The following is a 13783-nucleotide window of genomic DNA, read 5'->3' on the forward strand; positions in this document are numbered from 1 at the left end:
AAATCATTTCGCTATCTTCTTACAATTTCATTCTTGAGGCTTTATTCTATGCAGCTTCATATTAAATTGGTATTACACCTATTTCTCTGGCTCTTTGGATATAAATATCTACATCGCGGCGGGGGTCAAGCACTGCTACTACGCCTGCTTTGTCGTCGCCGATTAGATAGGACAGGTGTGCTAGTCCCTCAACATTTATTTGCTCTAAAACTAATGCCATTGTGAGTCCTCTATACAACAGTAATCAGCAAAAAGATTGTCAGGTTGGGCAACAAGCTATTCACCCACAAACCTGACTTTCTTTAATTCTGGAAAAATTTAAACTGTTTTTGAGTGCTTAGAGACGTAACTCTCCAAGAATTGCTTCATCTTTGGCTGAGAATTACAGTCAAAGCCAGCTTCGCTTGCCTTCTCAAACACTTGCTCTGGTGTCATGCCTTGCCGCGTCGCCACGTTCATAAATGCCATTGCACCTGCACGCATGGAACTTGCACAATGAATGAGAGCAGGTTTTGGTAGTTGATCGATTTGCGCTAAAACTTTATCCGTCAACTCGTCAGTCATCCCGTCTGGCTTGACTGGAATGTTGACATATTGTAATCCTGCGGCTTCTGCGTGTTGCTGCTCATCCTGCATGAAGCCTTCCTCATCAGGCGATCGCAAATTCAGTACAGACTTGTATCCCTCTGTAGCAGCTTGTTGCAACTGCTCGGGTTTCACCTGTCCGGCTACGGTTAGCTCCGAGTTGATCTTTTTAACGTTTTCCATTGGTATCTTGCAAATTAGATTCTCTTACCATATTACTATGTAGTAATATAAAGAATTAACTATATATAGTAAGATGTAATTTTTAGGTTTGTATGCTAAAGCCGTCTCCTCAAGCCCTTGCTCCCGTTGCTGAGTTTTTCAAAGTTCTATCTGAAGTGAGTCGGCTGCAAGTTTTGTGTTGTCTGAAGTCAGGAGCTAAAAATGTCACGGAAATTATCGAAGCGACGGGGCTGGGACAGGCGAACGTTTCTAAGCATCTAAAGGTGCTAACCCAAGCAGGCATGGTGACTCGTCAGCCACAAGGAATCAGTGTTTTTTATGAAATTGCCGATCCGATTATCTTTGAATTGTGTGAACTGGTGTGCGATCGCTTAGCGATTCGTCTTGAGGAACAAACTCAACATTTAGAAGAACTTAAAAACTTTCGTGAGTTAACTTGACCTTGAAATTAAGGTCAATAGATCTCTTTCAAAAGTCTGAATGCCACGACATTAACCTGGTAAGACCAACGAGGGATTCAAAGCTCGCGCCCGGTCAAAGGGCTAAAAAGATGTTGTAGAAAGAAGAAATCTGCACCCCATCAACTCAGCTTAGAAGATCGGGTCTTGTTGAAACCGGAATAGGTGGATTTTATAATTATCAACTCAATCAAGTTCAAAAGATTCATAATTTTTGGATCGGGCATTTTGAGTCATCCTGTCATTACTTGGGCAAATCAATCAAAGAAATTTAACCAGCGCACAAATTAATAGGTTACTTTACCGCTTGCTTACTGTGGCCTAACCTGAGTATGATTCTGTTTGAATCCGCAACCAAAATCCTACCCAAGGTTTCAGCTTATGCCGTTCATGCCCTTCAATTTCCTGTTCCTATGGCTGGTGGGATTGCTGTCCGTCGGCGTACTTGGCGGAGGTATATACATTATTTACGAATGGTACATCGGCCAACTTGTAGGGATTTCCTACTTAGTCAGCGGAGTGTTGATGGTTCTGTGGTCTGTTGGCGGCCGCTTTGTCAGTTTGCCGCTGTTCCGCCGCCCCGGTGCTGACGAACCGAAGCCGACGCGGACGGGTTCGGTTCAGCGGGTAGAGAGGCCTGATGGCACCATTTTACAAGTAGAATTCTACGGCCCAGAGGACGGACAGCCGATTATTCTCTCGCACGGTTGGGGGCCGAACAGTATGGTTTGGTATTACGCGAAACGGCAACTAAGCGATCGCTACCGAGTGATTGTTTGGGATCTTCCAGGTCTGGGAAAATCCACTCGACCAAAAAACAGCGACTACTCCCTAGAAAAATTTGCCCGCGATCTCGAAGCCGTCATTGCCCTAGCAGGAAATAAACCTGTTATCCTACTCGGACACAGCATGGGCGGCATGATTTGTCTAACATTCAGTCGGCTTTTTCCAGAACTTATCGGTAGTCGAGTAGCTGGTTTAATTCTGGTAGATACCACTTATACGAATCCCGTCAAAACCGCTATTTTTAGCGGCTTATTACGCGCTTTGCAAAAGCCGGTGCTTCAACCTATCCTCTATCTCACCATAGCTCTGGAACCGATTATGTGGGGAATGACTTGGCTGAGCTATCTCAATGGTTCACTGCACATCAGTGTAGAATTATCGGGATTTAAAGGCACTGAAACGCGCGGTCAATTAGAGTTCTCAGCTTTATTATCAGCCTTGGGTTCTCCCGGCGTTCTCGCTCGCGGCACACTGGGAATGCTCAAATTTGACGAAACAAAAACTTTGCCATCAATTGACATTCCTGTGTTGGTGATATGCGGCGATTCAGATATCGCCACTACCCCCCCAGCTAGCCTGCGAATGAAAGCAGAATTGCCTCAAGCAGAGCTAGTTACTATACCGAAAGGAGGACACATGGCATTAATGGAACATAACCAGCAGTTTGCCGAAGCTGTGAGGGCATTCTGCACTGAAATTTCGTGACTAAAAATCTGACTTAAAATCCTGTAAGTTCTGGCTGTGGCGGTATTAAAATTCCACATCTTCTCGCTCATTTTCGTCGGTTCTGGGAGTATCCAAACCTTTCGCAGCCCAGCGCATTGTTTCAATGTATTTTGCCAGACTCGCCACAGTCGGAGCCTCAAACAAATTGCTGACTGATAACTCGACTTGCAAAGCGTCTCGGATGCGAGAAATCAACTGAGTTGCTAGCAGGGAATGCCCGCCTAGTTCAAAGAAATTATCGTAGATACTAACCTGGTGTTTTCCCAAAACTTTAGCCCAAATATTGCCGATCGCGTTTTCTAGATCGGTTCGAGGCGCTACATAATTTTCTGTTATATCCTCGCTGTCTGTATCTATATCGGGCAAGGCGCGGCGGTCTACTTTGCCATTAGGCGTCAGTGGCATATTCTCCAACACTGCATAAGTTGCAGGAACCATATATCCTGGTAACTTTTCTTTCAAAAATTGGCGCAAGTCACTTGACTTGAGATTGTGACTTTCTAATTTTTCATTAATGCCGTCAGGAATAACATAAGCTACCAAATGTTTATCGCCGGGGATGTCTTCCCTGACAATTACTACTGCTTCGCGCACTTGTGGATGCTGGCACAAAGCCGCTTCAATTTCTCCCAATTCGATGCGGTAGCCCCGAATTTTTACTTGGTCGTCAACGCGGCCTAAAAACTCGATGTTGCCGTCAGCTAAATAGCGGCCTAAATCACCTGTTTTATAAAGGCTAGAACCAGATTTATTGCTAAAAGGATTGGGAATGAATGCAGCAGCAGTTAAATCAGGCTGGTTGAGGTAGCCTTTCGCCAATCCGTCACCGCCGATGTACAATTGACCCATAACACCGATCGCCACCGGCTGCAAATCCGCATCGAGGAGATAAATTTGCGTGTTGGCGATCGGGCGGCCGATGGGGATAGATGTTGCGGTTTCGGGTACGTCTTGCACGCAATAATAAGCCGAAAATGTGGTATTTTCTGTAGGCCCGTAAACGTGAATTAATTTAGTGGTTGGCGTTTGTTGGAGAACTTTTTTAACCCATCTCATATCGACCGCTTCTCCGCCAAAGAGCAAGCAGCGTAGCGAATTAAAAGCTTGCGGTAAAACTCTAGCAATTTCTTGAAATAAAGCTGTTGTTAAAAACAAAACTGTGATGGCTTGTTGGCGCAGTTCTAAAGCTAAATCGTGAGGCGAAAGGGTAATATTGGTGCTAATTCCCACGAGTTGAGCGCCGTTAAGCAAGGCTCCCCAAATCTCGAAGGTGGCTGCATCGAATGAAGCGTTTGATGCTTGGGCAATTTTATCGGTAGGTTCTATTTTTATATAGTTGGTGTTGAGTACCAGCCGATTTACTGCTTTGTGGGTGACAGCAACTCCCTTGGGTTTTCCTGTTGAGCCAGATGTGTAAATAACGTAAGCTAGGTTGTCTGCTGTTACGGCGTTGGCGGGATTTTCGGCGCTTTCTTTGGCTATGTGTTCCCAGTCGCGATCGAAGTAAATCACCGAGTTTGAGAAGTCTCGGAAATTCTCAATCAATTTATCCTGAATTAGCAAGACTTTAACTCGAGCATCTTCCAGCATCAAGTTTAGCCGATCGCGCGGATAGCTCGGATCTAACGGTAGGTAAGCTCCTCCCGCTTTCAGTACAGCCAACATCCCGACAATTAGGTCGATCGATCGCTCTGCACAAAGCCCCACTAAAACCTCCGCCCCCACGCCCAGTTTTTGCAGGTAGCGCGCCAGTTTGTTGCTGCGACTGTTGAGTTCTCTGTAAGTCAGGTGCTTGCTGTCGAAAGTTAGGGCGACATCCTCCAGATGCTGCTGGACTCGCTCTTCAAATAACTGAGGAATGCACTTATTTTGAGGATAATCTGTCCGAGTATCGTTCCATTCTCTGAATAATTGATTCACTTCATCCTCGCTCAATAAAGGTAAGTTAGCGATTCCTTGTTCTGGATTAGTCACAATGCTTTCCAGCAGCGTTTTAAAATGCCTCAGCATTCGGGTGATCGTAACTTCATCAAATAAATCCGTATTGTACACAGCTACGCCTCTGAGCCCTTCCGAATCTTCCCAATGTTCGCCGTATCTGTTCCTAAACTTATCCGAAGCTTCCCACAAATGCAGCTCTAAATCAAAGCGCGTTGTTTGAGTCTCCAAATGAAAAGAACTCAACTTTAATTCGGGCAATTCTAGCTCGTCTACAGGCCCATTTTGCAGCCCGAATACCACCTGAAACAGCGGATGTCGATTGAGCGATCGCTCTGGGTGCAATTCCTCGACGAGCTTCTCAAAAGGCAAATCTTGGTGAGCATAAGCTCCCAGGGTTACTTCCCGCACCCGACCCAAAAAATCTCGAAATGTCGGGTTTCCCGAGCAGTCTGTTCGCAGCACTAAAGTATTGACAAAAAACCCGATTAATGATTCAATTTCACTGCGGTTGCGATTGGCGATCGGCGAACCGACAACAATATCTTCTTGTTGCGAGTAGCGGTAAAGCAAAGTTTGAAAGGCTGCCAGCAGTGTCATAAATAAAGTCGATCCTTCTCGCTGCGAGAGCGCTACAAGTGCGTCATTCAGCTTTTTCGGCAGTTCTAAATATTGAGTTTTTCCGCGATAATTTTGCCGAGCTGGTGCAGGGCGATCTGTGGGCAAATTTAACGCCGAAATCCCGTGCAATTGCTGCCGCCAATAAGCTAGCTGAGTTTCTAATACTTCACCTTGCACCCATTCGCGCTGCCACTCTGCAAAGTCGGCATATTGAAGTGATAATTCTGGGAGGGGAGATGGCTGTTGATTTATCAAAGCTGTATAGATAGCCTCCAGTTCTCGAATTAGCACCCCGATCGACCAATCATCGGAGGCGATGTGGTGCATATTTAGCAAGAGAATATGCTCGGTCTCTGTCAGTCGCAGGATGGTGACTCGCATCAGCGGCCCGGTGGATAAATTGAAAGGGCGAAGAGATTCTGCGGCAGAGAGTTTCTTTGCTTCTGTTTGCCGTTGTTCTGGCGGCAAATCTTGCAAGTCTAATACTTTTAAATTAGTCTTGAAAGCGGGAGAGATTATCTGCACTGGTTGACCTGATACCGCGGCGAAAGTGGTTCGCAAAGTTTCGTGCCGCTGCACTATTTCGTTGAAGGTTAGCTCTAAGGCTGTTAAGTTGAGGGAACCAGTTAAGCGCAGTGCTGTTACTACATTATAGAAAGGGTTTTCCGGTGCGAATTGGTCGAGAAACCACAAGCGCTGCTGGGCAAATGAGGCGGGAAAGACAAAGACTTCGGCTTCTGAGGAAATATTCAGTTTTTCTATATCCTTTGTAACGGAATTGTCATAAATTTCGGAGGCCATATCTGTTGCTCTTGGGGGATGAGATGTGTTAATTTTTGGATGACGCGGGGGTGGCTTTTTCAGGGTGCGATCGCCTCTTAAAACTTTCGCGAGCAAAAGATCGGAACTGTTAAAATCATAAACCTGGGTGCGGGAGTGCGGCAGAAAGGCGGGCAAAAGAAACCGGATTTCTGGCCGCAGCATCAAGTTATCCATTGAGGGGCTAGGAGTGCGACCCCCCAATCAAATTTAGTCGCGGAACGGGCTCTTAGGCGTGTGATTCGGGTGCAATCGGGTGAGTTAGATGCGAGAATTACCGGGAGCAATCCGTGGAGAGGTCATGCTGTAGTATGATTTCTAATTGCACAAAGTGTTCTTGGGGCGATTCCCTGCCGGATAGCTTTGCTTCACGCAATTTTCTCACATTTGTAGCTTAGCGACTACTATTGATTCAACAGTGTCCGCAATCTTTTAGAGCCACTCACTAGAACTTGCGACCTGATTTGTCACAATACTTAAGAACACTGAACGTGCAGTTTAAATTAGAGGTTATAGGCTAATGGCGCAGCGGAACGTATACTCGTCAAAGGGCGAGCCAGAGGATGCACAATCAGCAGAAGAAGTCCTCCACTCAGTAATGCAAGAACTGGACGCTTTGCATGAAAATGTCAAAGGCCAGTTAAATCAAGACATTACTCGGCTGCAAACTGAAAAAAATCACCTGATTGAAGATATTGAAGACCTTCGGGAGCAATATCGCAAATTGCAGTCTCAGCAAATGGAATCTCTGTCGGGGCGATACATTCAGCAGCAGCAATTGTGGCTGAAGCAGTTGGCTCAAGTTTTGGCTCACAATTTGCAAGATTTGTTGGTGCAGCGGTTCAACGAACTCAGCGCTAATTCGGGAAATTCTCTCAGCAGCCCGATTCCCAGCGGCGAGTTCCCGATACCCCTGCCGCCGAGCAACTACGACGAACGAGCCTCGCAGTTGCTAGCGGCGCTGGATGAAAGGATCGATCGCAGTTTCCAGATGCTGGAACAAGATTTAACCAGTTACGAAAGCGAGCTTTCCGTGCGGCTCAACAACATGAAAACCCTGGAACTGCAAGGGGAAGAGCTGTTACAAAATCTCGTAAACCGCATCAGGGAAGAACTCGAATCAGAAGAAGAATATCTTGAGAATCCTTTCGATGCTCAAGATTCCTATGTCGAGGAATCAACTAATTCTGTTAATTCTGTTAATTCTGTCCGCCCGCAACTTCTGCAGCCGCCAACACCTGCGGAAACGCCGCGAGAACCGGTTCCACAGCCTTCTTCAGCGCCACCGACGGCACCCGCTAAAGTAGCTTCTCAAGTGCAGACAGGTTTGGTGCTGGCTTTGTCTTCGGCGGTGGTATTGTCGCTGTTTAATGTTTGTTTGAGAATTCTGATTAAAAGCAAAAATCCTCGGATGGTTTTTGGGTTGTTTGAATTTCCGGGGGTGGTGACTCCAGGTTTTGGAAATTCTTTGTTGATTTTGTTGATGCGGCTGATCGTGGTGATGGCTTTGATGCCGATATTGGCGACATTTCTGTATCCTTCTGTGTGGAAAGATATTAGACGGTTGTTCCAGTCGGGCGATCGAGCTTTGTGGAGTAAAGTTTTAGGAAGCGCATTTTTTCTGTTTTTGTCTCAGGTTTTGATTTATTTGGCGATCGGCAATATTCCGGCCGGGATCGCGATTACGATTTTCTTTATTTACCCGATCGTCACCGTACTGGGTTCTTGGATCTTGTTTGGTTCTCGCCCCAGCACAGTCGGCTTTTTGGCGATAGTCGGGATTACCGCAGGTCTGATTTTAGCTGGGTGGCCGAGTTTTGCGGCCCCAGCTCCCGGCGGCGGCAATGTCGGGGTGGGAGTCACGGCTGCACTGGCTTCTGGGATTACCTTTGCAGGTTACGTATTGCTGACGCAAATGGCCGCGGGCAAGTTGCACCCCATTCCTTTTAGTTTAGTTAATTTCGCCGCGATTTTTGTATTTTCCTCCCTGAGTTTGTGGGTGCCGCTGTCGGAAAATTTTTCTCCTAAAATCGATCAAAATGTTTGGCCTGGTTTGATTATGGGAGGTGTGGTCTTAGGGGTGCTGACGCTGTTTAGCTATCTTTTGAATAATTTTGCCATCCGGTTTGCGGGGGCAGCTCTAGCGTCAGTAATTGGCACTTTAGGGCCAGCGATGACCGCACTCTTCGGGTTTCTAATTATCAATGAGAAGTTGCAGCCAGTGGCAATTCTCGGCATGGCTGTGGTGACGTTGAGCGTGGCTGCTATGAGTGTGGAACGCATAATGGCTCCTCAAAAGAAGGCTAGTTAACGCTTGAATTTTGGCGATAGTCCATTCCCAAACCCGGTTTCTTCAAGAAACCGGGTTTCTCCATTCCGAGACAATATCAATAGGCTTATTGCATAAATCTTTGATTGATAAGGAAACCATAGAAGCATTTCAATATAGGAGAACGAATGCCTACAATTGGAGTCTAAACAACAGAAATAACCACTCGAAAACCCACAATACTAGCCTTACAATCCGGCTGATATCTGAGGCGACACGCGCTGCGACAATTCGGAGGATGATCGTTCCAAGAGCCCCCCCGCAACAACCTCAGCGAAGAGTCCCCGTCAGACTCCCAAACGCTACCATCAGCAGGCGCACCGTTATAATTATTGTGCCAAGAATCCGCGCACCATTCCCAAACATTTCCGTGGAAATCGTACAATCCGAAAGCATTAGGTTTAAAACTGCCAACATCTGTCGTTTGAAAGCGATAAATTCCCTTCGGCGCTTCAGCGTAATTAGAACTTCCGTTGTAATTTGCTAACTCGCTGGTAATCGTTTCCCCAAAGTGAAACGGTGTCATAGTTTCCCCCCGGCAAGCATATTCCCATTGGGCTTCGCTAGGCAAGCAATAATTATGACCAGTTTTGCGAGAAAGTCTAGCGCAAAACTCCACAACCTCGTACCAAGATACATTTTCTATAGGTCGATTTGCACCTTTAAAACGGGCAGCATCGGGATTGAGAAATATTTTAATTTGCGGCAGTGTGGCAACTGCTCTCCACTGGGCCTGAGTGACTGGAAATTTGCCAATATAGAAAGATGCTAAAGTGACTGGGTGCTGGGGTTTTTCGTCGCTGTCACCCCTATTTTTTGGGGAACCCATGAGGAAAGTACCGCCAGGAACAGATACCATTTCCAGCACTGTACTGCTACCAAGATGTTCTTCAAAAAAACGCGCTTTGCCCCTGTTAACATTAGTTTCCTTCCCGCGCTTGTCTACTGTCAACACCTGAAATTCAAAAGTGCTTTTGGCAGCGGCAATTCTCTGCGAGGCAGTGTTACGAGGCGGATTGGTGTTGGATTTTTGCCTGGGATTGACAGAGATATTGCTATTGATTTGACTGCTGTGATTGAGCGGAGTATTGATAGCAAGTGGCCCTCCCTTTGTCACAGCAGAATTTAAAGCAAGTGGCCCTCCCTTTGTCACTGAAGAATTTAAAGCAAGTTGTCCTCCCTTGACAAAAGGCGGTTGGGGAGGTAAAGAATAGAGATTTAAAGCTTTGATTACTTCATCAGCAGATTGATATCTATTTTTGAGATAATCTTGAATTAACTTATCTAAAATGTTTGTCAAGTCGCTGCTGACTTTTGTACCGACTGGCAATCGTTCTCTCCAAATCCAGCCGCCATTTATCGGGTCGTAAAGGTCATCGGAACCGTCAATTTTTGGCAAGCATTGAGTTAGCAGTCTCAGGCAAGTTATTCCCAAACTGTACAAATCGCTTCCGGGGAAAACTTGACCGCGCATTTGTTCTATCGGCGAATATCCGGGCGTTCCTACCGTGGTGCCTACTTTGCTCATCAGGGAGCCAGTCACTTGTTTGGAAATGCCGAAATCTATCAAAACTAACTCTCCCCGCCCTCCCCTTCGGAAAGCTGAATTCCGAAAATTTCCCGCCTTTGGCAGGGATGAGCTAACAGAGGTGCGCCGCCGCATGATATTCTCAAGTTTGATGTCTCGGTGAATGACATGGCGATCGTGTACAAATTTCAAAATCGGCAGTATATCTGCAAGTAACTGCCAAATTTTTTCTTCGCTAAAAACACCCTGCTGAGTTAATTCAGCCAGTAAAGTTTGCCCCTCAATCAACTCTTGTACTAAATAAAGTCGCTTGTCTTGCTCAAAATAAGCAATTAATCGAGGAATTTGGGGATGTTCGCCGAGTTCGTAAAGTCGTTTCGCTTCTTGCTGAAACAATTCTGCAGCTTTTTCAAGTGCTGAGGTTCCTTGAAATTGCGGTACAAACTGCTTGATTACGCAGGGATCGTCCATTCGATCCGTATCTACCGCTTCATAAGTTCTGCCAAATCCCCCTTCGCCCAACAGTCGAATCACGCGGTAGCGGTTTCTGAAGAGAGGCGTGAGGTCTGACTGGCCACAACTTTGACAGAATTTAGAATTGTCGGGATTGAAAGGATTGGAGCAACTTGGATTAGAACAGTAGAACATATCTGGGAAGAAATGATCTGGTTAAAGTTATGATATCATGTCGTGTTGATTTGTTAATTGATATTCGGCTGGTAATTGGTAATTGATAATCGGTAATCGGTAATCGTTAATAGGTGGGTATTACCCCTCATTTGTGCGTTCCGAAGATATTCTGACTGGGGAATTATAACTTGCTGACTCGCCCACTATTCTTTAACGTCGGTATTCGTCGCCACATTCGCCAATCAACTGACATCAATCCCTAGATTTCTTAAACATCTGGTGAATCAGATGACATCAGCAGCCTCCCGCATCAAAGCAAAAACCCTAGAATTATCTGCTAAATGTTATAAAGCAGGTATCAAGATATTTAAAGATTAATCCCGATCGCACTTTTGGCATGAATCTTTCCGTGAGTTCCAGACACCTGCCACATTCCGTTTAATACACGGTTAAATTGGGAGTAAACTGCGATCGACCGATCTATCTAAATTCATCGCAATTGGGAGAATCAGTAATCTGTTCACAGATGCAAGTATGGTAAAACTACGCGATCGCCCAAACCAAAAAGCGATCGCACTCTCCGTATAAAAATAAGACTATAAACTAACAGAGCGATCGCACCGCCGAATTGAAGGGCGATCGCTCTGTTAGTTTATAGCGTACCTACGCGCCAAAGTGGATAATGGCTGCGCGGATCGCGATGAACCACACCGCGAGCGTGGCAAATAGGTAAAGGTAGAACCGAAGTATGATGAGATTGAATGTGCAATGGACAGCACTATGCAATGTGCGAAACACAACGAAGACCCACGCGGCGTTTACATACACTGTATCCACCTGCTTTGTGATGAAGAGGTATAGGACAAGTGCATAGAAAAGCACCGGAATCTCGAACAGGTTTTTTAGGTTATCCGATGGATTGGATACGCTTGGTGGCGAAATTTGCGCCAGTGCGCCCGGTACAGCAAGTTCATTCGGGGCGAGCTTTCTACTGGTGATAAAACTGATACGGCGGATGTACATATACACCCAGACGAGGAATGTGAGAAACACTGTTGCAAAGAAGGGGCCGAAGATTGTATCTTGCGTCATTTTTACCTCTTAAATTTGATTGTTCTGATAGTTGGTGGGCGATAAAGTGCGCCCTATGCGATGTACAAGGCTTGAAGAAACATAGAGTAACGTAAATCCAATTAGAGGATGGAGTATCTCTAGGTGAAGAGGACTTTTGAGATGAATGCTGGCAAATTGTAGTCCAAGCAGTATTGGCAAAATTGCGGCGAGATGTCGTATTCTGCGTGAGAAGGGGGCAATCAACGACCATCCCAGTAATACTAATGACAGCCCACTGTACCCTCGCACTAGCCAAACATGAATATTCCACCATGCAGGATTATTGAAGTAGGCAACTCCAACCGTCAATAACTGAGCAATTAAGCAGACATTAAAGACTATTGAAGTCGCATAAAAGCCGATCGGCATCCAAGGTGTAGGAGCGCGGTCGATTTCCAAATCTGTTGTCATGTCAATTTGTTTTTGAGATTACAAGGGTAATATAATTCGAGTATTGCAATGCTTCTAGACCTCGATCGGGTACTCTTTTTGACACCATGACCATGAAAAGTCCCTTGCAGCTTTTATTTGAAGCGATCGACCAAGTGAAGGATGAACAAGAGCTGCGATCGCAAATCGTGCCCAAAATCGGTGAGTATTTTGCAGCTAAACGATCTGGAATCTTTTTCTTCGATCGACTTCCTTTAGCAGATAGCAATTTTCAGAAAACATTGAAAGTTGCGCTATCGATCGAACATAATCCTGTTGCACGTTATTTAGTGGAGCGCCATGCTCCTGTCCATGAAGCATTAGTGACATCATCACCCAAGGTTTGGACAATAATTTGTCCCCGCCCCGATCATTGGCACGTGATGGCGGGGCCGATTGTCAATCGCGGTCAATTAATGGGTGTAGTGGGTTGTACGCGCGATCGGTCTATGCCCGCCTTCGATACAGAAAATCTAGCGGATTTGAGTGCGATATGTTTGCATTTGTCTGTTTGGGCTGCAACAGTACGCGCGGCGAAGCTATCCCCTAGGGAATCGCAACACCAACCTTTGAAGACCTCACGCCTAACGCCTCGTGAATTGCAAATTGCCGAATTGGTTGCTTTGGGGCGCACCAACGCAGGAATCGGGAGGGAACTTTGGATTACTGAGAATTCAGTGAAGCAAGCTTTGAAACGAATGTTCCGTAAGCTTGAGGTTTCGTCTCGTGCAGAAATGGTTGCACAGCTTTCAGCGACCAAATATAATTTGCCAAGTGTAAAAATGTCTCCATCCAACTTGATGCAGAACACCCACCAATAAACTTAACGCTAGAAACCCCGATAGCGATGGCATTGAATAGAAGAGCGATCGCTCCCAGGTAATTTTGAAGTATGGGGTATTGCGATCGAGTCTGAGAAACTATCATTCATCAAATGAATAATTAAATATTACTTTGTAGTTGGGGGCAGCAATTGATTTAGTGCACCACACAAGTATCGCTTCACCGTGTCTTTACTTGCACCTACCCCACTGGGAATGGTAAAGATCATCTCAACATTTAATAGATTGCCGTCCATTGAGGCAAATACATCAATTGGCAAAGCACGCTGAAATGCTGTGGCGGGATTTTCAGCTTTCATTACACCTAAGTTCAGATCCGTGCTGAGAGTCTTGATGCCCTCGCGGGCCAAAATTGGTCGTAATTGGGAAAAAGCTCTCTCTATCGATAACCCCTCCACCTGAACACGTGCAGAAAAGGCGGAACCATTCAAAAAGTCCCCCTTTTTTTGAAAGCTTTCCTCGCAGGTTGTGGCAACAGCGGGGGTAGCTAAACATATGAGAGCTAGAGTCAAGACAAGTGATCGCATATTAGCTTAGTTAGAACAATGAAACAATCATCCAGATCGTGATACACCATCATAATAGGATTATTTGGCAAGTGATGCAAATGTCTTCGATTAATCAGTAGCGTGTAAACCATTGTTATCAACTTTATAGTCGCCTGTGTTTGTATCAACGATCGGCATCTTGCCAACATTTTCTTCTAAGTCAATTTTGGGGTGGAGGCTGCTTTCATACAAATGTTTCGCACGAAGCGGGACTTCTCCACGAATCACAAGGAGTATTTACATAAATT

General features: G+C 45.7%; 11 protein-coding genes. 4 read left to right on the forward strand and 7 right to left on the reverse strand.

From position 1 onward, the window contains the following. Nucleotides 1-61: 61 nt before the first annotated feature. Both QUA27_RS06630 and QUA27_RS06635 read right to left on the reverse strand, forming a co-directional pair. Entirely contained in the window at nt 62-220 is a 159-nt protein-coding gene (locus tag QUA27_RS06630) for an MBL fold metallo-hydrolase (protein WP_333067092.1), read from the reverse strand. A gap of 98 nt (nt 221-318) precedes the next feature. Further along, nucleotides 319-768 carry a protein tyrosine phosphatase family protein gene (locus tag QUA27_RS06635; protein WP_333067093.1) on the reverse strand — a complete coding sequence of 150 codons (450 nt, stop codon included), beginning with the start codon at nt 766-768 and terminating at the stop codon, nt 319-321. 92 nt (nt 769-860) lie between these two features. Here QUA27_RS06635 and QUA27_RS06640 point away from each other — a divergent pair, with 92 nt between their 5' ends. Together QUA27_RS06640 and QUA27_RS06645 are read left to right on the forward strand one after the other, a co-directional pair. Beyond that, nucleotides 861-1208 (forward strand): ArsR/SmtB family transcription factor, encoded by a 348-nt coding sequence (locus QUA27_RS06640; protein ID WP_333067094.1) that lies wholly within the window; start codon nt 861-863, stop codon nt 1206-1208. Between the two features lie 399 nt (nt 1209-1607). Continuing rightward, entirely contained in the window at nt 1608-2717 is a 1110-nt protein-coding gene (locus QUA27_RS06645; RefSeq protein ID WP_333067095.1) for an alpha/beta fold hydrolase, read from the forward strand. A gap of 45 nt (nt 2718-2762) precedes the next feature. On the opposite strand, the gene QUA27_RS06650 is transcribed toward QUA27_RS06645, so the two are convergent. Next, entirely contained in the window at nt 2763-6293 is a 3531-nt protein-coding gene (locus QUA27_RS06650; RefSeq protein ID WP_333067096.1) for a non-ribosomal peptide synthetase, read from the reverse strand. 343 nt (nt 6294-6636) lie between these two features. Here QUA27_RS06650 and QUA27_RS06655 point away from each other — a divergent pair, with 343 nt between their 5' ends. Continuing rightward, a complete protein-coding gene (locus QUA27_RS06655) occupies nt 6637-8427 on the forward strand; it encodes a DMT family transporter (RefSeq protein WP_333067097.1) in 1791 nt (596 codons plus the stop codon). 163 nt (nt 8428-8590) lie between these two features. On the opposite strand, the gene QUA27_RS06660 is transcribed toward QUA27_RS06655, so the two are convergent. The 3 genes from QUA27_RS06660 to QUA27_RS06670 form a co-directional block, all read right to left on the reverse strand. After that, a complete protein-coding gene (locus QUA27_RS06660) occupies nt 8591-10621 on the reverse strand; it encodes a bifunctional serine/threonine-protein kinase/formylglycine-generating enzyme family protein (RefSeq protein WP_333067098.1) in 2031 nt (676 codons plus the stop codon). A 645-nt stretch (nt 10622-11266) separates the two neighbouring features. Next, nucleotides 11267-11695: an MAPEG family protein gene (locus QUA27_RS06665; protein WP_333067099.1), complete on the reverse strand. Its 429-nt coding sequence runs from the start codon at nt 11693-11695 to the stop codon at nt 11267-11269. Between the two features lie 9 nt (nt 11696-11704). After that, nucleotides 11705-12127, reverse strand: coding sequence for a DUF6220 domain-containing protein (locus tag QUA27_RS06670; RefSeq protein ID WP_333067100.1), 423 nt, complete (start codon nt 12125-12127; stop codon nt 11705-11707). Between the two features lie 86 nt (nt 12128-12213). On the opposite strand from QUA27_RS06670, the gene QUA27_RS06675 reads away from it, so the two are divergent. Then, entirely contained in the window at nt 12214-12966 is a 753-nt protein-coding gene (locus QUA27_RS06675) for a helix-turn-helix transcriptional regulator (protein WP_333067101.1), read from the forward strand. A gap of 128 nt (nt 12967-13094) precedes the next feature. Here the strand turns inward: QUA27_RS06675 and QUA27_RS06680 are convergent, their stop codons facing one another. Then, entirely contained in the window at nt 13095-13514 is a 420-nt protein-coding gene (locus tag QUA27_RS06680) for a hypothetical protein (protein ID WP_333067102.1), read from the reverse strand. Nucleotides 13515-13783: the final 269 nt, after the last annotated feature.

This window comes from Microcoleus harperi Pol14_C6, from assembly GCF_036701295.1.
Classification (GTDB): domain Bacteria; phylum Cyanobacteriota; class Cyanobacteriia; order Cyanobacteriales; family Microcoleaceae; genus Microcoleus.

Bases quoted from the DNA above. Each gene is read 5' to 3' on its own strand.
- QUA27_RS06630 (WP_333067092.1), bottom strand. From the start codon at position 220: ATGGCATTAGTTTTAGAGCAAATAAATGTTGAGGGACTAGCACACCTG.
- QUA27_RS06635 (WP_333067093.1), bottom strand. From the start codon at position 768: ATGGAAAACGTTAAAAAGATCAACTCGGAGCTAACCGTAGCCGGACAG.
- QUA27_RS06640 (WP_333067094.1), top strand. From the start codon at position 861: ATGCTAAAGCCGTCTCCTCAAGCCCTTGCTCCCGTTGCTGAGTTTTTC.
- QUA27_RS06645 (WP_333067095.1), top strand. From the start codon at position 1,608: ATGCCGTTCATGCCCTTCAATTTCCTGTTCCTATGGCTGGTGGGATTG.
- QUA27_RS06650 (WP_333067096.1), bottom strand. From the start codon at position 6,293: ATGGATAACTTGATGCTGCGGCCAGAAATCCGGTTTCTTTTGCCCGCC.
- QUA27_RS06655 (WP_333067097.1), top strand. From the start codon at position 6,637: ATGGCGCAGCGGAACGTATACTCGTCAAAGGGCGAGCCAGAGGATGCA.
- QUA27_RS06660 (WP_333067098.1), bottom strand. From the start codon at position 10,621: ATGTTCTACTGTTCTAATCCAAGTTGCTCCAATCCTTTCAATCCCGAC.
- QUA27_RS06665 (WP_333067099.1), bottom strand. From the start codon at position 11,695: ATGACGCAAGATACAATCTTCGGCCCCTTCTTTGCAACAGTGTTTCTC.
- QUA27_RS06670 (WP_333067100.1), bottom strand. From the start codon at position 12,127: ATGACAACAGATTTGGAAATCGACCGCGCTCCTACACCTTGGATGCCG.
- QUA27_RS06675 (WP_333067101.1), top strand. From the start codon at position 12,214: ATGACCATGAAAAGTCCCTTGCAGCTTTTATTTGAAGCGATCGACCAA.
- QUA27_RS06680 (WP_333067102.1), bottom strand. From the start codon at position 13,514: ATGCGATCACTTGTCTTGACTCTAGCTCTCATATGTTTAGCTACCCCC.